At 70.8% G+C, this 22,177-nt stretch carries 20 protein-coding genes; 9 read left to right on the top strand and 11 right to left on the bottom strand.

All coding sequences use genetic code 11. The annotated features are described in order from the left end of the window. Window positions 1–23 precede the first annotated feature (23 nt). A complete protein-coding gene (locus ASC76_RS13130; protein ID WP_056466341.1) occupies window positions 24–551 on the bottom strand; it encodes a LemA family protein in 528 nt (175 codons plus the stop codon). Between the two features lie 104 nt (window positions 552–655). Between ASC76_RS13130 and ASC76_RS13125 the strand changes: the two genes are divergently transcribed. Further along, a complete protein-coding gene (locus ASC76_RS13125; protein WP_056466338.1) occupies window positions 656–1,429 on the top strand; it encodes a sulfite exporter TauE/SafE family protein in 774 nt (257 codons plus the stop codon). A gap of 20 nt (window positions 1,430–1,449) precedes the next feature. Then, on the top strand, window positions 1,450–2,154 hold the full coding sequence (locus tag ASC76_RS13120; protein ID WP_056466335.1) for a helix-turn-helix transcriptional regulator: 705 nt from the start codon (window positions 1,450–1,452) through the stop codon (window positions 2,152–2,154). Between the two features lie 3 nt (window positions 2,155–2,157). Here ASC76_RS13120 and queC read toward each other — a convergent pair whose 3' ends face one another. Genes queC through ASC76_RS13105 form a run of 3 tightly spaced genes read right to left on the bottom strand, consistent with a single transcriptional unit; the run spans window position 2,158 to window position 6,144 of the window. Next, window positions 2,158–2,880, bottom strand: a complete 723-nt coding sequence (queC, locus tag ASC76_RS13115; protein WP_056466332.1) for a 7-cyano-7-deazaguanine synthase QueC — start codon at window positions 2,878–2,880, stop codon at window positions 2,158–2,160. Between the two features lie 5 nt (window positions 2,881–2,885). After that, entirely contained in the window at window positions 2,886–4,166 is a 1,281-nt protein-coding gene (locus tag ASC76_RS13110) for a glutamate-5-semialdehyde dehydrogenase (RefSeq protein ID WP_056466329.1), read from the bottom strand. Window positions 4,167–4,206: 40 nt separating this feature from the next. After that, entirely contained in the window at window positions 4,207–6,144 is a 1,938-nt protein-coding gene (locus ASC76_RS13105) for a hypothetical protein (protein WP_056466327.1), read from the bottom strand. 144 nt (window positions 6,145–6,288) lie between these two features. Here ASC76_RS13105 and ASC76_RS13100 point away from each other — a divergent pair, with 144 nt between their 5' ends. After that, window positions 6,289–7,029: a hypothetical protein gene (locus ASC76_RS13100; RefSeq protein WP_056466324.1), complete on the top strand. Its 741-nt coding sequence runs from the start codon at window positions 6,289–6,291 to the stop codon at window positions 7,027–7,029. Window positions 7,030–7,038: 9 nt separating this feature from the next. On the opposite strand, the gene ASC76_RS13095 is transcribed toward ASC76_RS13100, so the two are convergent. The 6 genes from ASC76_RS13095 to ASC76_RS13070 all read right to left on the bottom strand — a co-directional run bounded on the left by ASC76_RS13095 (window position 7,039) and on the right by ASC76_RS13070 (window position 14,225). After that, entirely contained in the window at window positions 7,039–8,034 is a 996-nt protein-coding gene (locus ASC76_RS13095; protein ID WP_056466321.1) for a dipeptide ABC transporter ATP-binding protein, read from the bottom strand. Continuing rightward, the gene (locus ASC76_RS13090; RefSeq protein WP_056466317.1) at window positions 8,031–9,005 is read right to left on the bottom strand and encodes an ABC transporter ATP-binding protein; all 975 of its coding nucleotides are present in this window, start codon (window positions 9,003–9,005) and stop codon (window positions 8,031–8,033) included. The genes ASC76_RS13095 and ASC76_RS13090 overlap by 4 nt, the downstream gene beginning before the upstream one ends. Beyond that, the gene (locus tag ASC76_RS13085) at window positions 9,002–9,886 is read right to left on the bottom strand and encodes an ABC transporter permease subunit (protein ID WP_056466314.1); all 885 of its coding nucleotides are present in this window, start codon (window positions 9,884–9,886) and stop codon (window positions 9,002–9,004) included. Before ASC76_RS13085 ends, ASC76_RS13090 begins: the two co-directional genes overlap by 4 nt. A gap of 580 nt (window positions 9,887–10,466) precedes the next feature. Then, window positions 10,467–11,474, bottom strand: coding sequence for an ABC transporter permease subunit (locus tag ASC76_RS13080; protein ID WP_056466311.1), 1,008 nt, complete (start codon window positions 11,472–11,474; stop codon window positions 10,467–10,469). Between the two features lie 26 nt (window positions 11,475–11,500). Then, complete coding sequence (locus ASC76_RS13075; protein ID WP_056466308.1) at window positions 11,501–13,105, bottom strand: ABC transporter substrate-binding protein; 1,605 nt, start codon at window positions 13,103–13,105, stop codon at window positions 11,501–11,503. Between the two features lie 115 nt (window positions 13,106–13,220). Then, the gene (locus ASC76_RS13070; protein ID WP_056466306.1) at window positions 13,221–14,225 is read right to left on the bottom strand and encodes an AEC family transporter; all 1,005 of its coding nucleotides are present in this window, start codon (window positions 14,223–14,225) and stop codon (window positions 13,221–13,223) included. 76 nt (window positions 14,226–14,301) lie between these two features. Between ASC76_RS13070 and ASC76_RS13065 the strand changes: the two genes are divergently transcribed. Then, the gene (locus tag ASC76_RS13065) at window positions 14,302–15,342 is read left to right on the top strand and encodes an endonuclease/exonuclease/phosphatase family protein (protein WP_056466303.1); all 1,041 of its coding nucleotides are present in this window, start codon (window positions 14,302–14,304) and stop codon (window positions 15,340–15,342) included. A gap of 9 nt (window positions 15,343–15,351) precedes the next feature. Here ASC76_RS13065 and ASC76_RS13060 read toward each other — a convergent pair whose 3' ends face one another. Beyond that, window positions 15,352–16,281, bottom strand: coding sequence for a carbohydrate kinase (locus tag ASC76_RS13060; protein ID WP_056466301.1), 930 nt, complete (start codon window positions 16,279–16,281; stop codon window positions 15,352–15,354). Between the two features lie 155 nt (window positions 16,282–16,436). Here ASC76_RS13060 and ASC76_RS13055 point away from each other — a divergent pair, with 155 nt between their 5' ends. Genes ASC76_RS13055 through ASC76_RS13035 form a run of 5 tightly spaced genes read left to right on the top strand, consistent with a single transcriptional unit; the run spans window position 16,437 to window position 22,173 of the window. Then, complete coding sequence (locus ASC76_RS13055; RefSeq protein ID WP_056466298.1) at window positions 16,437–17,465, top strand: sugar ABC transporter substrate-binding protein; 1,029 nt, start codon at window positions 16,437–16,439, stop codon at window positions 17,463–17,465. Window positions 17,466–17,501: 36 nt separating this feature from the next. Next, window positions 17,502–18,464 carry an ABC transporter permease gene (locus ASC76_RS13050; protein WP_056466295.1) on the top strand — a complete coding sequence of 321 codons (963 nt, stop codon included), beginning with the start codon at window positions 17,502–17,504 and terminating at the stop codon, window positions 18,462–18,464. Continuing rightward, window positions 18,464–19,264, top strand: a complete 801-nt coding sequence (locus ASC76_RS13045) for an ATP-binding cassette domain-containing protein (protein WP_056466292.1) — start codon at window positions 18,464–18,466, stop codon at window positions 19,262–19,264. The genes ASC76_RS13050 and ASC76_RS13045 overlap by 1 nt, the downstream gene beginning before the upstream one ends. A gap of 56 nt (window positions 19,265–19,320) precedes the next feature. Further along, the gene (locus tag ASC76_RS13040) at window positions 19,321–20,484 is read left to right on the top strand and encodes an ROK family transcriptional regulator (RefSeq protein ID WP_235580425.1); all 1,164 of its coding nucleotides are present in this window, start codon (window positions 19,321–19,323) and stop codon (window positions 20,482–20,484) included. Between the two features lie 54 nt (window positions 20,485–20,538). Next, complete coding sequence (locus ASC76_RS13035; RefSeq protein WP_056466288.1) at window positions 20,539–22,173, top strand: alpha-D-glucose phosphate-specific phosphoglucomutase; 1,635 nt, start codon at window positions 20,539–20,541, stop codon at window positions 22,171–22,173. The last annotated feature ends 4 nt before the right edge of the window (window positions 22,174–22,177 follow it).

The following is a 22,177-nucleotide window of genomic DNA, read 5'->3' as shown; positions in this document are numbered from 1 at the left end:
GACGTAGTGTCACGCAAGCGCCGTCAGAGCGTTGCGGCGCTGCGAAAACCGAACAGGCCGACCAGCAGCACGGTCGGGAACTGGCGGATCGCACGGTTGTATTCGGTCACCGCTTCGTCGAACTGGCGGCGCGCGAACGCCAGCGTTGCATCGGTCGCCTGCAGCTGCGCGTTCAGGTTCGCGAGTTCGCTGCCCGGCGCGCTCTGCACCGGCAGACGCGCCCGCGCCTCGGCGAGGATCTCGTTGGCCAGGCGCAGGCTGGTGATCGCGCCGACGGTGCCCGGCCGCACCCGCGCGTTCGCGCACGCCGCCTCCACCTGCCCGCAGGCGGCCCGCAGCCCATCGAGGCGCGGGCCGGCGTTGGTCAACAGCGGCGCCAGTGTGTCGAGCAGCGCCAGCAACAGCGCGTGGCGCTGGCGAAACTGCTCGTCCACCGGCACGAACAGCCGCACGATCGTGCCGCGCAGGCGCACCAGGCGGTTGTAGGCGCCGACGGCCCAGAACACCAGCAGGGCCGCGACCGCCCAGCCGACGATTTCGGATGTGCTCATGCGAGGGACTCTACGTCAGTGCGTGAATGCTTCGATGCGCGACGAAGCTTCGACCTGCCGGGACCGGCGATCATTGCGGCCCTGTCTCGCACGCCCCTCGTTCCATGTCCGATGCCACCACGCCCACGTTCCTGGCCCTCGTCGCCGCGGTGTTCGCGCTCGGCGGCTTCGTCAAGGGCGTCGTCGGCCTCGGGCTGCCGACGATCGCGATGGGCCTGCTCAGCGTGCTGATGCTGCCGGCGCAGGCGGCGGCGCTGCTGGTCGTGCCGTCGCTGGTGACCAACCTGTGGCAGATCGGCGGGCCGGGGCTGGCGGCGCTGCTGCGCCGCCTGGCCGGCATGCTGCTCGGCGTGTGCGCCGGTGTGGCGCTGGGCGCGGGCTGGATCGCCGGCGGCGGAGCCGGCGCGCGCGGTGCGGCGTTCGCGAGCCTCGGGCTTGGCGCCGCGTTGATCGTCTACGCCACGCTCGGCCTGCTGCACTGGCGCGCGCGTGTGCGCCCGGCCCACGAGCCGTGGCTCGGGCCGCTGGTCGGCGTCGCCACCGGGCTGGTCACCGCGGCCACCGGCGTGTTCGTGATCCCGGCGGTGCCCTACCTGCAGGCGCTCGGGCTCGAGAAGGACGCGCTGGTGCGCGCGCTGGGCGTGTCGTTCCTGGTCTCGACGATCGCCCTCGGGGTGAGCCTGGGCCACGGCGGCGCGCTGCCGGCCGCGTCGCTGCTCGCGTCGGCACTCGCGGTGCTGCCGGCGCTGTTGGGCATGGGTGCCGGCCAGTGGCTGCGCGGGCGGGTCCGACCGGAGACCTTCAAGACCGTGTTCTTCGTCGGCCTGCTGCTGCTCGGCGCGTACCTGGCGCTGCGTGCGGTGCTGCGCCTCGCCTGAGCCTGGCCGAGAATTCCGCGATGGCCGACGCCCCCGAACCCCGCTTCGCGAAGGTCGCCGCGATGATCGGCGACCCGACGCGCGCGCGCATGCTGTCGGCGCTGATGGGCGGCGAATACCTCGCCGCGGGCGAGCTCGCCGCAGCCGCCGGCGTCGGCGCGGCCACCGCGAGCACGCACATCGCGAAGCTGCTCGACGCCGAGCTGGTGGTCGTGCGCATCCAGGGCCGGCACCGCTATGTGAGGCTCGCCGGCGAGGAGGTCGCGCACGTGCTGGAGGCGCTGTCCTTCGTCGCCGAGCGCAGCGCCCACGTCGACAAGTGGGAGCGCGGCGCGTACAAGCCGCTGAAGGCAGCGCGCACCTGCTATCGGCACATCGCCGGCGAACTGGGCGTCGCGCTGTTCGAAGGCCTGCTCGCGCGCGGCACAGTCGCGGCCGAACGCGGGCAGCACGCCGGGCAGTTCGCGCTCAGCGCCGCCGGCCGCGCCGACCTGGCCGAACTCGGCATCGCGGCGCCGCCCGATGCGACCCCTTCGCGCCGGTTCGCGCACGCGTGCTTCGACTGGTCCGAGCGTCGCGATCACCTTGCGGGCAGTCTCGCGGTGACGCTGCTCGATCACGGGCTGGCGCAGGGCTGGGTGCGGCGCACCCGGGGCTCGCGGGCCCTGCAGCTGACGCCGCCGGGCGCGCAGGCGCTCGCGCGCTGGCTCGGGCCGCCGGCCTGAGCGCTAAGCCGGTGCGCGCTCCCGCACCCAGCGCGCGTGGCCGTCGCGGCGCAGCACGCAGGCCGGGCACTCGCCGCAACCGTAGCCCCAGGCGTGGCGGTGCGCGCGGTCACCGAGGTAGCACGTGTGGGTGTGCTCGATCGTGAGGTCGACCAGCGCATCGCCGCCGAGCTGCTCGGCGAGCGCCCAGGTCTGCGCCTTGTCCAGCCACATCAGCGGGGTTTCGATCGCCATCGGCGCGTCCAGGCCGAGGCTGATCGCGACCTGCAGCGCGCGCAGCGTGTTGTCGCGGCAGTCGGGGTAGCCGGAGTAGTCGGTCTCGCACATGCCGCCGACCAGCACGCTCGCACCGCGTCGATAGGCGACCGCTGCGGCGAAGTTGAAGAACAGCAGATTGCGGCCGGGCACGAAGGTGTTGGGCAGGCCCTTCGCGGTCATCTCGATGGCGCGCGTGTCGGTCAGCGCGGTGTCCGAGAGCTGACCGAGCAGCGCCAGGTCGAGCAGGTGGTCGTCGCCGAGCCGCGCGGCCCAGTGCTGGAACGCGGCGACGAGCGCGCCGCGCACTTCGCGCCGCGCGTCGAGCTCGATGCGGTGACGCTGGCCGTAGTCGAAGCCGATGGTCTCGACATGCGCATAGCGCGTCAGCGCCCACGCCAGGCAGGCGGTCGAATCCTGCCCGCCCGAAAAAAGGACCAGCGCACGGCGCGGGTCGACCGCCGCGACCATCGCCGTCAGCCGCGCAGCTCGCCGTGCCCGAGCACGATCCACTTCAGCGAGGTCAGCCCTTCCAGCCCGACCGGTCCGCGGGCGTGGAACTTGTCGGTGCTGATGCCGATCTCGGCGCCGAGGCCGTACTCGAAGCCGTCGGCGAAGCGGGTCGATGTGTTGACCATCACGCTGGCCGAATCGACCTCGCGCAGGAAGCGCTGTGCATGGGTGTGGGTGTCGGTCAGGATCGCGTCCGTGTGGTGCGAGCCGTAGCGGTTGATGTGCGCGATGGCGGCGTCGAGCCCGTCGACAACCTTGACGCTGATGATCGGCGCGAGGTACTCCTCGCTCCAGTCCTGCTCGCTGGCCGGCGCGAGCGTGGCGCCCGGCACGGCGCGCAGCAGCGCGAGCGCGGCGGCATCGCCGCGCATCTCGACGCCCTTGGCCGCGAACAGCGCGCCGATGCGCGGCAGGAACGCCGTTGCGATCGCCGCGTGCACCAGCAGCGATTCGGCGGCGTTGCAGGGGCTGTATTTCTGCGTCTTCGCGTTGTCGGTCACGCGCAGCGCCATCTCGAGGTCGGCGCTGGCGTCGACGTACACATGGCAGTTGCCGTCCAGGTGCTTGATCACCGGCACCTTGGCCTCGCGCGAGATGCGCTCGATCAGCCCCTTGCCGCCGCGCGGGATGATCACGTCGACCGCGTCGGGCGAGCCGATCAGGTGCCCGACGGCCGCGCGGTCGGTGGTCTGCACCAGCTGCACCGCGTCGGGCGGCAGGCCGGCATCGACCAGCGCCGCCTGCACGATCCTCCACAGCGCGAGGTTCGAATGGATCGCCTCCGAGCCGCCGCGCAGGATCGCCGCGTTGCCGCTCTTGATGGCCAGCGACGCGGCCTCGATCGTCACGTTGGGCCGGCTCTCGTAGATCATGCCGAACACGCCGAGCGGCACGCGCATGCGGCCGACCTGGATGCCGCTCGGCCGCTGCGCCAGGCCGCTGACCTCGCCGATCGGGTCGGCCATCGCGGCGATCTGTTCGCAGCCCTGGGCGACGGTCTCGATCACCTTCGGCGTGAGCTTCAGGCGGTCGACCAGCGGCGCGGCCAGGCCGGCCTGCTGGGCGGCGGCGATGTCGAGCGCGTTCGCGGTGCCCAATTCGTCGGGCGCGGCGCGCAGGCGCCGGGCCAGCGCCAGCAACGCGGCATTCTTCGCGGCGGTCGGTGCCGCGGCCATGTGCGCGCTCGCGGCGCGCGCCGCCGCGCCCATGTGGGCGATGACGGCTTGCAGGTCGGTCGAGGTCATGCCCGATTGTCTCAAACCGGGCGCGCGCCTGTGCGCTGCGTCAGTCGACGCTGTCGTTCGCGCGCAGCCGCACGCACTGCGGGTGCAACTGCCAGCGCGACGCGCGGCACACCTGCTGCATGCAGCGGTACAGCGCGAACTCGGTGCGACCGCTGCAGGCGGCGCGCGGGCTCGCGTTCTCGCCGCGGACGGCCTGGCGCGACGCCGGGGTGCGCGGCGCCGGGGGCGGGTTGTTGTGGCGCGGCGCTGTGGCGGTCGGGTTGCGCTCGGTCATGCGCTCCGGATCGAGTTCGGTGATCGCCGGCGATGGGGGTTGCTGCGGCGGCGGGGCGGTCGACGACGGAGCCGGCGTCGCCGCCAGCGTGGCGGCTTCGCTGGCGGGTGGAGCGGCCGGTGTCGTCGCGGCCGGCAGGCTCGCGCTCGAGTTCGCGACGGCCACCGGCGCCGATGCAGCGGCCGTGTCGGCACCCGCTGCCAGGGCTGCCGTGGCGCTGGCCGCAGGACCCGCCGATGTCTCTGCCGAGGTCGCCGTGGTCGCAGCGGGGGGTACGGTGGTCGTCGTCACGGGCGGCGTCGGATCGACGCGGGTGGGTGCCGGCGCGGTGGCGAGCGGTCGCTCGACCGCGATCTCCGGCGCCATGTTCCAGCCGCCGCTGACCAGACCGAGCACGCCGATCGCGAGCACCGTCAGACCGGCCGCCAGCGCGAACTTGTACCGGCGCGCCCGATTCGGTGCGCGCGACAGGGCCGGCGCGACCCATGGCGCGCGGTCGACTGCCGCGAATTCCGTGTCGGCGAAGGCGGGTGCCTCGACCGGGCGCCTGGCCGCGGGCGCGTCCGGCGGCAGCGACGACGGCGTCGGCTGCACCGACGGGGGCAATGCGGGCGAGGAGGGCCGCGTCGCCGTGGTCTCGCCGAGGCTCGCCGTGTCACCGGCGCGCGCAAGCGCCTCGCCTCCGGTGCTTCGTGGCGCCGGCGCCGGCGCGGGTGCCGGGCTGCCGAACGGATCGAACACCGGCTCGGCGCGCTGCCGCGCGGGCGGCGGGGCGTTGTCGTCCAGCCAGGCGCGAAACTGCGCGGCGCTGGTCGGCCAGTCCGCGGGCAGGGGCGACAGCGCGGCATCCAGGCTGCGCAGCAGGCCGGCGCTGTAGCGCGGGCGCTGCGCCGGCTCGAAGGTCTGCGCGATCAGCTCCACCAGTGCCTGCGGCCGCGCCGGATCGGCGGCCGGCGGCGGCAAGGTGCCGGTGATGCAGAACCGGGTCACCTCGGCCAGCGCGCGCAGGTCGGCGAGCGCGCCGTGCGCCGGCGAGTGCGCCGCGCGCGTACCGGGCTGCGGGCCGAGCGGCGTCTCGATCGTCGCCATCAGCGTCTCGACCAGGTCGCTGCCGATCTCGCGGCCGGCGGCACCGGGCCCGAGCAACAGCGGTCGGTCGTCGGCGAGCAGCATGATGTTGCCGGGCGAGACGCCGCCGTGCGAGCGGCCGCCCTGGTGGATCGCCTCGAGCGCGCCGAGCAGGTCCTCCAGCAGGCTGCGCAGCGAGGCCTCGTCCGGTGCCTCGGGCATGTCGCGGCGGATGTCGACCAGCCGCCTGCCCGAGTAGTAAGGCATCACGCGGTAGGCGGTGCCGTTGGCCTCGAACAGCTGGTTGACGCGCACCAGCGCCGGGTGGTCGCAGTGCGCGAGCAGGCGTGCCTCGTCGACGAACGCGCGCAGGCCGCGCGCGATCACGTCCTCGTGCCACTCGTCGGTGGCGTGCAGCCGCAGCGCGGCGTCCCGATGCACCAGCCGCGACGGCAGGTACTCCTGGACCGCCACCGCGAGCGCGAGCGCATGGTCGGTCGCGAGGTAGACGGCACTGCTCGCGCTGCGTGCGATCAGCCGCTGCACCTCGAACGGACCCAGCCGCGTGCCCGGGGGCAGCCCGGGATCGGCCAGTCCGGAGGCAGGGTGCAAAGGCGGCAGGTGGCGGTCGTTCATCGGCGGAGTCGGGGGCATGTGCGCGCCGCAGCTTAGCGCCGCGGATCCGTGGAGATGTTCCGATATGTTGGCCGGGGCCCGACCTGCACAACCCGGGCGCTACATCTTCGAACGCGTTCGTGGCCCGGGCGGGCAGCATGAGGCATGCGCGATTTTGAGGAATCCACGCTCTGGCGTGTGAGTGAATTCGAGCGCGTCCGCGAATTGAACGGTGGCAGCGGCTTCGCCGGCCTGAGTCGTCCGACCGTGCTGCCGACGACCCTGATGGCCGAATTGCGCCGGCTGGACGCCGATGGCGGCAGCACCGACCTGCTCGAGGTCGTGGCCGCCTGCGTGCGGCACCGCGAGCCGGCGCTGCTGCTGTTCGACTACGAAGGGCTGGTCTGGCCGGTCACGGTGTTCCCGCAGCAGCAGCTCTACCACTCGCCGCGCGATTTCGCCGACGCGGCCACGGACGCGCTGGCCCAGCTCCGCCTGATCGGTACCGAACCGCCGGGCGTGCGACCGCCAGGCCACTGGATGCACGAGCGCGTCGCGCAGACCGCGCACTACCGCGTGCTCGCGCCGCTGTTGTGGCAACTGGCGCTGGCGGGCCCGCGCGCCACGCTGTTGGCCGAGATCTCGGGCACCGCGGCCTACCGCGCGTTGCGCGACCCGGCGGACGACGGCGTGGCGCTCAGCGGTGCGCTGCGCCCCGCGGCGCAGCGGCTGCGCCGCGAGACGGTGGCGCTGCGCGACATCGCCGGCTGGCCCGGCATGAGCGTGGAGCGGGCGAGCCGGCTGGTCAACGGGCTGTACCTCGGCGCGTCGCTGCTCGCCACGCGCGCCCACCCGGCGGCGCGCCCGGAGCCGCGCCCACTCTGGCGCGGCAAGCCGCGGCGCTGAACGCGCGCGTCAGCCCAGCTCGTGGACGCGGTGGCAGGCCACCTGCTGGCCGCCGCCCAGGTCCTGCAGCACTGGCACCTCGACGCGGCAGCGCTCGACGGCGTAAGGGCAGCGCTTGTGGAAGGCGCAGCCGCTCGGTGGGTTCAGCGGCGACGGCAGCTCGCCGCTCAGCACCTGGCGCTGCTGGCGCGCGGCCTTGTCGATGCGCGGCGTGCTGGCGAGCAGCGCGCGCGTGTACGGGTGCCGCGGCGTCGCGAACAGCGTCGTCTTGGGCGCCTGCTCGACGACCTTGCCGAGGTACATCACCAGCACCTCGTCGGCGATCAGCTCGACGACCGCGAGGTTGTGCGAGATGAACACGTAGGCGACGCGGGTCTCGTCCTGCAGGTCCATCAGCAGGTTCAGCACCTGCGCCTGGATCGACACATCGAGCGCCGAGACCGGCTCGTCCAGCACGACCAGGCTCGGCTGCAGCATCAGCGCGCGCGCGATCGCGATGCGCTGGCGCTGGCCACCGGAGAACATGTGCGGGTAGCGCGCGTCGTGCTCGGGCCGCAGGCCGACGCGGGCCATCATCGCGCGCGCCTTGTCGCGCCGCTCGGCCTTGCCGTCAGTGGTGTTGATGACCAGAGGCTCCTCGAGCGCGAGGCCGATCTTCTTGCGCGGGTTCAGGCTCGCGAACGGGTTCTGGAACACCATCTGGACCTGCTGGCGCAGGACCTTCTTCGTCGCCGCGTCGGCGTGGGTCACGTCGGCGCGCGCGCCGCCGCCGGTGCCGATCAGCAGCGCCCCGCCGGTCGGCGGCTCGATCATCGTGAGCTGCCGCGCCAGCGTGCTCTTGCCGCAGCCCGACTCGCCGACGACCGCGAGCGTGCGCCCCGCGGCCAGCGTGAACGAGACGCCGTCGAGCGCACGCACCAGCGCCTTCGGCTTCATGAAGCCGGTGGACACCGGGTAGTGCTTGCTGAGCTCGCGCGCCTCGAGAACCGTGGTGTCGTCGGTCATGCCGGGACCCCCGTCGTCGGCTGCAGCGGATAGAAGCAGCGCGCCTGCGCGCCCGGCGCGCCGTACAGTGCCGGCGGCTCGGTGCGGCACCGGTCCTTGACGTACGCGCAGCGCGGCGCCAGCAGGCAGCCGGCGGGTCGGTCGAACGCGCCCGGCACCATGCCGCCCATCGAGCGCAGGCGGCGCTGGCCGATGTTGTGCTCGGGCAGCGCCGACAGCAGCGCCTCGGTGTACGGGTGGCGCGGCGCCTCGAAGATTTGCGGCACCGCGGCGGTCTCGACGACCTGGCCGGCGTACATCACCAGCACGCGCTGCGCTACCTCGGCGACGACGCCGAGGTCATGCGTGATCAGCACCAGCGCCATACCGCGCTCGCGCTGCAGCTTGAGCAGCAGCGCCAGCATCTGGGCCTGGATCGTCACGTCGAGCGCGGTGGTCGGCTCGTCGGCGATCAGCAGGCGCGGGTTGCAGGCGATCGCCATCGCCACCATCACGCGCTGGCTCATGCCGCCGCTCAGCTGGTGCGGGTAGGCGTCGAGGCGGCGCTCGGCGTCGGGGATGTCGACATCGCGCAGCAGCTGCAGCGCGCGCGCCCGCAGCGCCTTGCCCGACCCGCCTTCGTGGATGCGCAGCGTCTCGATCAGCTGAAACGCGACCGTGAAGCACGGGTTCAGGCTGGTCATCGGGTCCTGGAAGATCATCGCGATGTCGCGGCCGAGCATCTGGCGGCGGTCCTTCTCGCGCATCGTCAGCAAGTCTCGGCCGTCGAACGACAGGCGCGTCGCGCCGACCTTGCCCGGCTCGTCGATCAGCCCCATCAGCGCCAGCGCGGTCACGCTCTTGCCCGAGCCCGATTCGCCGACGATGCCGACGACCTCGCCGGCGTTCACCGTGAGGCTGACGCCGTCGACCGCCTTGAACGCGCCGAAAGAGACACCGAGGTTCTCGACCTCCAGCAGCGGAGCGCTCATCGCTTCAACCTCGGGTCGAGCGCGTCGCGCAGGCCGTCGCCCATCAGGTTGAACGCGAGCACCGAGACCAGGATCGCCAGGCCCGGCAGGGTCACGACCCACCATGCGCTCTGGATGAACTCGAGCGCGCTGGCGAGCATCGAGCCCCACTCCGGCGTCGGCGGCTGCGCGCCCAGGCCGAGGAAACCGAGCGCGGCGGCATCGAGGATCGCGGTCGAGAAGCCGAGCGTGGCCTGCACGATCAGCGGCGCCGCGCAGTTCGGCAGCACCGTGTCGAACATCAGCCGGGCGCGGCTCGCGCCGGCGATGCGCGATGCGTTGACGTAGTCCTTCGCGAGTTCGCCGATCACCGCGGCGCGGGTCAGGCGCACGAAGTGCGGCAGCATCACGATCGCGATCGCGTACATCGCGTTCATCAGCCCCGGCCCGAGGATCGCGACGACCGCCACCGCGAGCAGCAGGCTCGGCAGCGCGAGCATGATGTCCATCAGCCGCATGATGGTGAACTCGACGCCGCCGCGGAAGAAGCCGGCGAGCAGCCCGAGCAGCGCGCCCAGGCTCAGCGACAGGCTCACGGACACCAGCCCGATCAGCAGCGACAGCCGCGTGCCGTGGATCAGCCGCGAGAGCAGGTCGCGCCCGACCGGGTCGGTGCCGAGCAGGAACACGTGGCCACCGATCGGCTGGGTCGACGGCGGCTTGAGCACCGCGTCGGTGAACTGTTCCTTCGGCGAGTAGGGCGCGATCACGTCGGCCAGCAGCGCGCACAGCAGCAGCGCGACGATCACCGCCAGGCCGACGATGGCGCCGCGGTTGCGGCGGAAGTCGCGCCAGAGTTCGGCGAATGGAGACGGGGGTGCTTGATTGAGGACGGCGCTCATGCTGCTGCTGTCTTGTTGGAGCGCTTCGCGTCGCGGCAGGCGGCACCCGGCAGGGGCTCATTCGGTGGCGGTCGCCGCTGCGCGTCGACTGCGTTGCGGTGCTCGCTCCGGGGCCTCGTCGCCAACTCACTTCGCGACCTGCGGTCGCTGCGTTCAAACATGCGCTCCGAAGTCAGTTGACGAAGCGCGCTGCGCGCGCGGGCCCCGAAGCTGCGCTCCTCACCGCCACCCAAATCGCCCCTGCCGGGTGCCGCCTGCCGCGACAACCACCACCTGAGCTTTGCGTTAGAAGAGCTACCACGTGTGGTGCAAAGGCGCGGGCGGGTGCGCTGCGCCGCGCCTGGGAGGCGTCGAGCAGCGCAGGGCGTGTGGCCGCGCGCGCAGCGCGCTTCGTAATCTGACCTCCGAGCGCCTGTTTGAACGGAGCGAACGAAGTGAGCGCAGTGAGTTGGCGAGGAGGCCACGCGCCCGAGCAGCGCAGAGCAGTCATCGCGCAGCGATGACCGCCTCCGTGGCGCGGCGCAGCGCACCCGCCCGCGCCTTTGCCGCTCCGACATATGCAAGGAGTCAGTCATGCCGGTCAGTGATGCCGAATCCGCGGATTGATCACGCCATACAGCACATCGACGATCAGGTTGACCCCAATGATCACGCTCGCACTCATCAGCAGCCCGCCCTGAACCGCAGGGTAGTCGCGCCGCCCGATCGCCTCGACCAGCCACTTGCCGATGCCGGGCCACGAGAAGATCGTCTCGGTCAGGATCGCGCCGGCCAGCAGCGTGCCGACCTGCAGGCCGATCGTCGTGATCACCGGGATCAGCGCGTTGCGCAGCGCGTGGATGCCGACGATGCGGAAGGTCGACGCACCCTTCGCGCGTGCGGTGCGCACGTAGTCCTCGCGCAGCACCTCGAGCATGCTGGAGCGCGTCATGCGCGCGATCACCGCGAGCGGGATCGTGCCGAGCGCGATCGCCGGCAGGATCAGGTGCGAGACGGCGCTCTTGAACGCGCCCTTGTCGCTGGAAAGCAGCGAGTCGATCAGCATGAAGCCGGTCACCGGCGGAATGTCGAACTGGATCGCGATGCGCCCCGAGACCGGCGTCCAGCCGAGCCAGACCGAGAAGGTCAGGATCAGCAGCAGCCCCCACCAGAAGATCGGCATCGAGAAGCCGGTCAGCGAGGCGCCCATCACCGAGTAGTCCCACACGGTGTTGCGCTTGATCGCCGCGATGATGCCGGCGGGCAGGCCGATCAGCAGCGCCAGCAGCATTGCGCAGACCGAAAGCTCGATCGTCGCCGGGAAGCGCGCGATGAACTCGCGGAACACCGATTCGTGCGTGATGGTCGACAGGCCCAGGTCGCCGTGCAGCGCCTTCCAGACGTAGTCGGCGTACTGCACCGGCAGCGGCCGGTCGAGGCCGAACTCGTGCAGGAGCCGCGTGTAGCGCGCCGGGTCCATTCCGCGCTCGCCCGACAGCGCCTCGACCGGGTCGCCGGGCAGCAGCCGGATCAGCGAGAACACCAGCAAGGTGATGCCGATGAAGGTCGGCAGCACCAGGCCGAGGCGCTTGAGGACGAAGGTGAACAAGGGGAATCGCCCTCAGCGCAGCGTGCTCACTTGTCGGCCAGGTCGACCTTGTTGAAGTAGTGGTGCGCGGTCGCGTCCATCTTGTAGCCGATCACTTCCTTGCGGATCGGGTCGAAGCGCACCGAGTGGGCGATCGTGATCCACGGCGCTTCTTCCTTCGCGATCACCTGCGCCTTCTCGTACAGCGCGGCGCGGTCGGCCTGCTTGGTCGCGAGCTTGGCCTTCTGAATCAGGTCCTCGAAGTCCTTGTTGCACCAGCGCGCGACGTTGCCGCCGCCCTTGACGGCCGAGCAGCCGAGCAGCGGCACGAAGAAGTTGTCCGGGTCGCCGTTGTCGCCCGACCAGCCGAACATCATCGACTGCTGCTCGCCGGTCTTGCTGCGCTTGCGGTACTCGCCCCACTCGTAGGTGATCAGCTTGGCCTTGATGCCGACCTTCTCCCAGTCCGACTGGATCAGCTCGGCCATGCGCTTGCCGTCCGGGTTGTACGGGCGCGTGACCGGCAGGTACCAGAGGTCGACCTCGGTGCCGGCCGGCACACCGGCCTGCGCGAGCAGCGCCTTGGCCTTGACCGGGTCGTAGGCGTAGTCGACGACCTTGTCGTTGTAGCTCCACAGCGTCGGCGGGATCGGGTTCTTGGCGACGGCGCCGGCGCCCTGGAACACCGCGTCGAGGATGCCCTTCTTGTTGACGGCCATGTTCAGCGCCTGGCGCACCAGCTTGTTGTCGAACGGCTTCTTCTCGACGTTGAACGCGATGTAGCCGACGTTCAAGCCGTTCTTCTGCACCAGGTTGATGTTCGGGTCGTTCTTCATGAGCGCGACGTCGGCCGGCTTCGGGAAGGCCATCGCGTGGCACTCGCCGGTCTTGAGCTTCGCGTAGCGCACCGAGGCATCGGTGGTGATCGCGTAGACCAGGTTGTCGATCTTCGGGCGGCCGCCCCAGTACGCGTCGAAGGCCTTGTAGCGCACGACCGCGTCCTTCTGGTACGAGACGAAGGTGAACGGGCCGGTGCCGATCGGCTCGCGATCGATCACGTCGGGCGTGCCGGCGGCCTTCATCTTGTCGAAGTACTCGGCCGACAGGATCGAGTTGAAGTCCATCGCCATGTTGGCCATGAACGGCGCCTCCGGCTTCTTCAACACGAACTTGACCGTCATCGCGTCGACCTTCTCGACCTTGTCGACGATGTTCTTCATGTCCATGTCGTCGAAGTACGCGTAGGTCACGCCCGGCGTGGTCTTCGGGATCGCCGGGTCGGCCATGCGGTTGAACGAGAACAGCACGTCGTCGGCGTTGAAGTCGCGGGTCGGCGTGAACTTGGCGCTCGAATGGAACTTGACGCCCTTGCGCAGCTTGAAGGTGTAGGACAGGCCGTCGGGTGCGGCAGTCCAGCTCTCGGCCAGGCCCGGCACGATGTTGGTCGTGCCGGTGTCGAACTCGACCAGGCGGTTGAACATCGGCACCGAAACCGCGTCGAAGGTCGTGCCGGTCGTGTAGTACTGCGGGTTGAAGCCCTCGGGGCTGCCCTCGGAGCAGTACACGAGGGTCTTGGCCGCGAAGGCCGCGCCGGTACCGGCGAGCAGCACGCCAGCTGCGAGCGTGGAGAGAGTGAAGCCGCGGAGTGTCATGGGGTGGTTCCGGAAGATGGGGGCGACGAGCGCTCCTCGTGGGAGCGGGCTGAATGATAGGCGGGGCGATTTGCGCACCATGCTGGTGTTCCCCCTAGCAATCCGCCGGCCAGGCTCAGCGCTGCAGCCACCCCAGCACGACCAGCCAGCCCGGCGCGACGGCGACGAACGCGAGCGTCGAGAACACCGTCGCGGCCGTCACCTCGCCCTCGAGCGTGCGGTAGCGCTGCGCGAAGATCAGCGCGTTGCTGCCGATCGGCAACGCGGCCATCATCACGATCACCGTCAGCGGCAGGCCGTTCAGGTGGAAGCCCCAGTGCGCGATCAGCAGCACCACCGCGGGCAGCACCAGCAGCTTCAGCGCCGACAGTCCCAGCGCCGCCCGGGCCGCGCCCTGCACGCCGTAATACGCGAGCGACATGCCGATCAGCACCAGGCACAGCGGCACCACCGCCTGACCGAGCGTGGCCAGGATCTCGTCGGCCACGGTCGGGATCGGCAAGCCGAGCGCGTTCCAGGTCAGCCCGATCAACACCGGCAGCACGACCGGGTGGATGACGGTGTTGCGCGCGGTGCCGAGCAGCGTCTTCGCCAGATGCGGGGCCTCGCCGCCGAGCACGCGCTGCGCCTTCGCCAGATCGAGCTCGACCAGCGCCGTCGACAGCGTCAGCAGCACCAGCGCGTGCAGGCTGACGATCGCGAGGTGGATCTGCAGCCCGCGCTCGCCGAACAGCGCCGCCGCCATCGGGATGCCGACCTGCACGGTGTTGCCGAACGCGGCGGTAATCGCGCGCACCGCCGGCGCGGCCGGCGGCAGCGTGCCGGCGCGGTTGCGCCGCTTGATCACGACATACACGCCGAGCAGCATCAGCACCAGCGGCACGAACACCGCGATCAGCGTGTCCCAGGGCATCGCGTGGAAGTCGATCCGCGCGGTGGTGCGGAACAGCAGCGCCGGCACGAAGATGTAGTACGCGGCGTTCGCCAGCACGCGCGCCGGATCGGCCTGCGCGCCGCTTTCGGCGTCCGCCGGGCTGAGCCAGCGCAGCTTGCCGACGATCCAGCCGATCGCCACGATCACGAAGATCGCGAGCAACTTGAAGAACACGAGGGACGACATGCTGGCGAGTATCCGCGACGCCCTGCGCCCGCTCGGCTAAGCTGCGGCCCCTCGTCCATTGCCCCGAATTTCCCCCTTGACCTCCCCGCCTCCACGCCGGCCCGGCCCGGTCGCGCGGCTGTCGCGCGCCGCCGTTGCGCTGGTGATCGCCGGCCTCGTGGCGCTGACCCTCGCGCAGCGCCTGAGCCCTGTCAGCCCCTGGTGGCTGGAACTCACCCGCTACGCACCGTACCCGCTGTGGCTCGCACTCGCCGGCGTGGCGGTGCTGCTGTCGCTCGCGTGCGGCCGCCGCTGGATCCTGGCCAGCCTGGGCACGCTCGTGCTGGTGGCGACGCTGACGATGGGCTGGGTCTGGAACCCGGCACCGGCCGCGGGCGTGCCGGCCCTGCGGGTGATGACCTACAACATCAAGGCGTACCGGGCCGGCCTGCAGCCCGAGGGGTTCGGCCGCCTCGCCGCCGAGATCGCCCGCCACGACCCGGACATCGTGCTCGCGCAGGACGCCCATCCCCTGGCGGCGCCGCGCGTCGCCGACGATGCCGCGCTGTTCGGCGCGCGCGAGCGCCACCGCGTCGGTCAATACGTGATCGCGAGCCGTTACCCGCTGCGCGATTGCCGGGCCGGACGGCTCGAGGTGCGCGGCGACGACGTCGGCACGCTCCAGTGCACGGTGCGGGTCGACGGTGTCGACGTGGACCTCGTCACGGTCCACTTCGATTCACCCCGTAGCGGCCTGAACGCCGCGCGGCGCGAGGGACTCGACGGCGCCGACGAATGGCGACGCAACTATCAGGACCGCCTCGACCAGGCGCGCCTGCTCGCCCGGCAACTCGGCCCGGCGCAGCGCCCGCGCATCGTCGCCGGCGACCTGAACGCGCCCGAGGCATCGCCGGTCGTGCAGACGCTGCTCGCGACCGGCCTGCGCGACGCGCACTCGGCCGCCGGGCGCGGCTACGGGTTCACCTACGGTCAGGCGCTGCGGATCGGCCGCTCGTTCCTGCGCATCGACCACATCCTGGTCAGCGAGGGCATCGAGGTGGCGGCCTGCACGGTCGGCGGCGGCGAGGCGTCCGAACACCGGCCGGTGATCGCCGAGTTGCGCCTGCCGCGGCCGTAGCGCGCCGGTTCAGCCCAGCTCGGCGCGGCGCGGCATGTCGGCGCCGCGGCGCGAACAGGTGATCGCCGCGGCGCGCGCGGCGAATTGCAGCGCCGCGCGCAGGCTGTCGGCCGGCAGCGCCTGCAGCCCTGCGCGCGTCAGCGCGCCGTGCTCGGCGAGCCAGCAGATCAGCGCGGCCTGGAAGGTGTCGCCGGCACCGACCGTGTCGACCACCTCCACCGGCACCGGCGCCGCCTCGACCCGTGCGCCGCCGGCCCAGCCGACCGCGCCTTCGCCACCGCGCGTCACGACGACCAGGCGCACGCCGGCGGCGAGCGCGCGCGCCGCGAACGCGTCGATGCCGGTGCCGGGCAGCAGCAGCCCGAGGTCCTCGTCGCTGATCTTCAGCAGGTCGGTGCGCGGCAGCATCCAGTCGAGCTGGTCGCGCCAGCGGGCGAGGTCGGGCTCGACATTGAGCCGGATGTTCGGGTCGTATGCGATCAGCGCGCCGCGGGCGCGCTCGCGCTCGACCAGCGCACGCTGGGTCGACGCGACCGGCTCGACCACCGTCGCGTAGGAACCGAGGTGGACCAGTGCGACGCCGCCCGCCACCGCGGCGAGGTGGCCGGCGGTGACGTTGCGGTCGGCCGCGCCTTCGCCATAGAACGCGTAGTTCGGCACGCCGTGCGCATCGAGCCCGATCAGGCTGAGCGTCGTCGGGTCGTCGGTGCGGGCGACGGCGCGGGTGTCCACGCCCTCGGCCACCAGCGCCCGCATCAGGCGCTCGCCGGCGAAGCCGGTCGAGATCGCGGTGAACAGGGCGGCCGGCTGGCCGAGGCGGGCCAGCCCGACCGCGAGGTTGAACGGCGAACCGCCGACGCGCGCATCCAGCGTCATGCCGGTGGGGGTGTCCGCGCCCTGGAAGACGTCGAACAACGCCTCGCCGCAAATCATCAGCATGGGTGTGTCTCCGAGTGAATTCGGGCGTCAGCTTCGCGCGCCGCGCCGACATCTGCCATTCGGGTTTTCCATTAATAAATCAAGTTGATTTATTAAAAGAGAGTACCGACAATGAAGCTACACCGATCCCAGAAACACCCCTCAGGAGACCCGCCATGACCTCGACCGCCATTTCCTTCTCGCGCCCCGCCCTTAGCCTGCTCGCGCTCGCTGCCGCGTGCACGCTCGCCAGCGCCGCCGACCAGCCGGTGATCGGCTTGATCACCAAGACCGACACCAACCCGTTCTTCGTCAAGATGAAGGAGGGCGCGCAGGCGGCGGCCACCGCCAAGGGCGCGAAGCTGCTGACCGCCGCGGGCAAGGTCGACGGCGACAACGCCGGGCAGGTCACGGCGATCGAGAACATGATCGCCGGCGGCGCCAAGACGATCATGATCACGCCGAACGACTCGAAGGCGATCGTGCCGGCGATCAAGAAGGCGCAGGCGCAGGGCGTGATGTTTATCGCGCTGGACAGCCCGGCCGACCCGATGGAGGCGACCGACGCGCTGTTCGCGACCGACAACTACAAGGCCGGCCAGCTGATCGGTCAGTACGCCAAGGCCGCCGTTCTTGCCAACTTCGCCGGCAAGCCGGCGAAGATCGCCACGCTGGACCTCTTCCCCGGCCACCCGGTCGGCGCGCAGCGCCACAACGGCTTCATGGCCGGCTACGGCCTGAAGGCGCCCGACGCCAAGAGCAACGAGCTCGGCAAGAGCGCCGAGATCGTCTGCATGGCCGACAGCTTCGGCGACCAGGCCAAGGGCCAGACCGCGATGGAGAACTGCCTCCAGAAGAACCCGGACATCAACGTCGTCTACACGATCAACGAGCCGGCCGCGGCCGGTGCCTACCAGGCGCTGAAGGCGGCGGGCAAGGAGAAGGGCGTCGTGATCGTCTCGGTCGACGGCGGCTGCGCCGGCGTCAAGAACGTCAAGGCCGGCGTGATCGCCGCGACTTCGCAGCAGTACCCGCTGAAGATGGCCTCGATGGGCGTCGAGGCCGGCATCGAGTACGCGAAGGCCGGCAAGAAGGTCAAGGGCTACACCGACACCGGCGTGACCCTGATCACCGACAAGCCGATGGCCGGCGTCGACGGCAAGGACACCAAGGTCGGCACCGATCTCTGCTGGGGCAACAAGTAAGCGGCGCCCGCCCGTCAACCCCACGGAGCCGCCCCCATGAGTGATTCCAAGACCTCGAAGTTGCCGCCCATCGCCACGCTCGGCCCGCTGATCGCGCTGCTGCTGGCGGTGATCTTCTTCTCGACGCAGAGCGACCGCTTCCTGTCGGTGCAGAACTTCTCGCTGATCCTGCAGCAGGTGATGGTGGTCGGCACGATCGCGATCGGCCAGACGCTGATCATCCTGACCGCGGGCATCGACCTGTCCTGCGGCATGGTGATGGCGCTGGGCGGGATCGTGATGACCAAGCTCGCGGTCGGCGCGGGCATGAACGCCTACCTCGCGATCGTCTGCGGGCTGCTGGCGTGCATGGCCTTCGGGCTGCTGAACGGGCTGCTGGTCACGCGCATCAAGCTGCCGCCGTTCATCGTCACGCTCGGCACGATGAACATCGCGTTCGCGATCACGCAGCTGTACTCGGGCGCGCAGACCATCACCGACCTGCCGCCGGCGATGACCTTCTTCGGCAATACCGTCTCGCTCGGAAGTGCCGCGGTCAACTACGGCACGATCTTCATGCTGATGATGTACGCGTTCATGTGGTGGGGCCTGCGTGACACGCAGCCTGGCCGCCATGTCTACGCGGTCGGCAACAACCCGGAAGCGACCCGCCTGACCGGCATCGCGACCGACCGCGTGTTGCTCGGCGTCTACGTGCTGGCCGGCCTGTTCTACGGCATCGCGGCGCTGCTGTCGGTGGCGCGCACCGGCGTCGGCGACCCGAACGCCGGGCAGACCGAGAACCTCGACGCGATCACCGCGGTCGTGCTCGGCGGCACCAGCCTGTTCGGCGGGCGCGGCATCATCCTCGGCTCGCTGCTCGGTGCGGTGATCGTCGGCGTGTTCCGCAACGGCCTCACGCTGATGGGCGTGTCCTCGGTCTACCAGGTGCTGATCACCGGCGTCCTCGTGATCCTGGCCGTCACCACCGACCAACTTTCACGCAAGGGAGCACGTTGATGAGCACCCCGAACAAGTCTTCCCCACTGGTGATGGAAGCCCGCGGCCTGGTGAAGCGTTACGGCCAGGTCACTGCACTCGACGGCGCCGACTTCGAACTGCGCGCCGGCGAGATCCTCGCGGTGATCGGCGACAACGGCGCCGGCAAGTCCTCGCTGATCAAGGCGCTGTCGGGCGCGACGATTCCCGACGAAGGGGAGATCAAGCTCGACGGCAAGGTGATCCACTTCAAGAGCCCCGCCGACGCGCGCCGCGAAGGCATCGAGACGGTCTACCAGGATCTGGCGGTCGCGCCGGCGATGTCGATCTCCGAGAACCTGTTTCTCGGCCGCGAGATCATCAAGAGCGGCTTCGTCGCGAAGCTGCTGCGCATCATCGACAAGAAGAAGATGCTGGAGGAAAGCGTCGCGCGCATGAACGACCTGAAGGTCGGCATCCGCTCGATGACGCAGGCGGTCGAGACGCTGTCCGGCGGGCAGCGACAATGCGTCGCCGTGTCGCGCGCAGCCGCGTTCGCGCAGCACGTGGTGATCCTCGACGAGCCGACCGCAGCGCTCGGCGTCAAGGAAGGCAACATGGTGCTGGAGCTGATCCGCCGCGTCCGCGACAAGGGCCTGCCCGTCATCCTGATCAGCCACAACATGCCGCATGTCTTCGAGATCGCCGACCGCATCCACATCGCCCGCCTGGGCAAGCGCGCCTGCATCGTCAACCCCAAGACGATCAGCATGAGCGACACCGTCGCGGTGATGACCGGCGCGAAGCGCGCAGACGAGCTGCCGGCCGAGTGCCTGGCGTGATGAGCGCTGCCGGCGCCGAGAGCAGGTTGCGGCCTCGGGGGTCCAACCATGTCGGCATGCGCCAGTTCAACGAGCGCGTCGTGCTGCAGGCGATCCGGCTGCACGGCAGCGTGCCGAAGGCCGAGATCGCGCGGTTGACGCGCCTGACCGCGCAGACGGTGCAGGTCATCATCGCGCGGCTCGAGGCCGACGGCCTCGTCACCAAGCTCGAGCCGGTGCGCGGCAAGGTTGGCCAGCCCTCGGTGCCGATGGCGCTGAACCCCGACGGCGCGTTCTCGATCGGCATCAAGATCGGGCGGCGCAGCATGGACATGCTGCTGCTCGACTTCACCGGCCAGGTGCGCGAGCGGCTGTCGCTCGACTACGAATTCCCCGACCCCGACACGCTGTTCGCCGAGATCGAGGCGCGCCTGCGCCACCTCACACTGAGCCTGCCGGTCAAGCTGCGCGGGCGGCTGCACGGGGTGGGCGTCGCCGCGCCGCTGTCGCTCGAAGGCTGGCACGACGTGCTCGGCATCGACCGCGCACAGGCCGCCAAGTGGGCGGGCATCGACATGCGCGAGCGCATCGCCGCGATGACCGAGCTGCCGGTCGGATTCGTCAAGGACACCGCTGCCGCCTGCGTCGCCGAGCTGGTGTCCGGGCGCGGCCGCAACATCCGCAGCTTCCTCTACGTGTTCTTCGACACCTTCATCGGCGGCGGCCTGGTGATCGACAGCCAGCTGCGCGCCGGGCCGAGCGGCAACGCCGGGGCCGTCGGCTCGCTGCCGCTCGGCCTGGCCACCGCCGGACGTGCGCACGCGCCGGACCAGCTGCTGAGCCACGCGTCGCTGGTCAACCTCGAAGCCCGCTTCGCCGCCGCCGCGCTCGACGTGAACGCCGTGATCGATGCCCGCGCGATGCACAAGCCCTGGTGGCCGCACACCGAGCGCTGGCTGCGCGACGCGGCGCCGGCTGTCGCGCTGGCCGCCAACAGCGCGGCCTGCCTGCTAGACCTCGACGGCGTGATCGTCGACGGTTCGTTCAGTCGCGAGCTGCTGCGCGCGACGCTGACCGCGATCAACCACGCCCTCGACCAGTACAGCTGGGAGGGCGTCGCGCGCCCGCAGGTGTTCGAGGGGACGATCGGTTCCGATGCGCGCGCGATGGGCGGCGCGCTGTTGCCGCTCTATGCCAACTTCGCGCCGGACCGCGAGTTGTTCCTGAAGCTCGGCGCGTGACCCGCAGCGTCGGCGCGGCGCCGGCACAATGACCGCTCACCTGGAGAGTTGCCCATGAACCTCATCACCACGCCGACCGCGCCGATCGCCGGCCAGCGCCCCGGAACCTCGGGCCTGCGCAAGAAGGTCGAGGTGTTCAAGCAGCCCGGCTACCTGGAGAACTTCGTGCAGTCCATCTTCTACGCGCTCGAAGGCTTCCAGGGCCAGACGCTGGTCGTCGGCGGCGATGGCCGCTTCCACAACGACGTGGCGATCCAGACGATCGTGCGCATGGCCGCGGCCAACGGCTTCGGCCGCGTGCTGGTCGGCCAGCGCGGCATCCTGTCCACGCCGGCGGCCAGCTGCGTGATCCGCAAGCATGCGGCGTTCGGCGGCATCATCCTGTCGGCCAGCCACAACCCCGGCGGCCCGGACGGCGACTTCGGCATCAAGTACAACACCGGCAACGGCGGTCCCGCGCCCGAGAAGATCACCGAGGCGATCTACGCCAACACCCAGCGCATCGCGCGCTACCTGACGACCGACACGCCCGATGTCGACCTCGGCACGCAGGGCAGCAGCCAGGTCGGCGCGATGCAGGTCGTCGTGATCGATTCGGTCGCCGACCATGCCGACCTGCTCGCGTCGCTGTTCGACTTCGAGCGCATCGGCGCGCTGTTGCGCGGCGGGGCGTTCCGCCTCTGCTTCGATGCGATGCATGCGGTCACTGGCCCCTACGCGCACGAGATCTTCATCAGGCGCCTCGGTGCACCGGCCGCCAGCGTGATCAACGGCGTGCCGCTGCCCGACTTCGGTGGCGGCCACCCGGACCCGAACCCCACATATGCCGAAGACCTGATCAAGGTCATGTTTGCCAGCGACGCTCCTGATTTCGGCGCCGCGAGCGACGGCGACGGCGACCGCAACATGATCGTCGGCCGCCGCTTCATCGTGACGCCGAGCGACAGCCTCGCGGTGCTGGCCGCGAACGCGCACTTCGTGCCCGGCTACGCGGCCGGGCTGAAGGGCGTCGCACGCTCGATGCCGACCAGCGCCGCGGTCGACCGTGTCGCCGAGAAGCTCGGCATCCGCTGCTACGAGACGCCGACCGGCTGGAAGTTCTTCGGCAACCTGCTCGATGCCGGCCAGGTCACGCTGTGCGGCGAGGAAAGCGCCGGCACCGGCAGCGACCACGTGCGCGAGAAAGACGGCGTCTGGGCCGTGCTGTTCTGGCTCAACATCCTGGCGGTGCGTGGCGAGTCGGTCGAGACGATCCTGCGCGACCACTGGCGCACCTACGGCCGCAACTACTACTCGCGCCACGACTACGAAGGTGTGGACAGCGCGGCGGCGAACGGCCTGGTCGCGCACCTGCGCGAGTCGCTCGCGACGCTGCCCGGCCAGGTCATCGACGGCGCGACGATCGCGAGCGCCGACGACTTCTCGTACACCGACCCGGTCGATGGCTCGGTCAGCAGCGCGCAGGGCATCCGCATAGGGCTGGCCGACGGCTCGCGGATCGTGTTCCGGCTGTCCGGCACCGGCACCGAGGGCGCGACACTGCGGGTCTACCTCGAACGCTTCGAGCCCGACCCGGCGCAGCACGCGGTCGAGACCCAGAAGGCGCTGGCGCCGCTGATTGCGCTGGCCGACCGGCTGGCCGGCATCAAGGCGCGCACCGGGCGCGACGCGCCGACCGTGATCACCTGATCGC

This window comes from Rhizobacter sp. Root404 (assembly GCF_001425865.1).
Taxonomy (GTDB): Bacteria; Pseudomonadota; Gammaproteobacteria; order Burkholderiales; family Burkholderiaceae_C; genus LMDS01.
The sequence above is the reverse complement of the archived record's forward strand: the minus strand, read 5'-3'. Positions and strand labels throughout refer to the sequence as shown.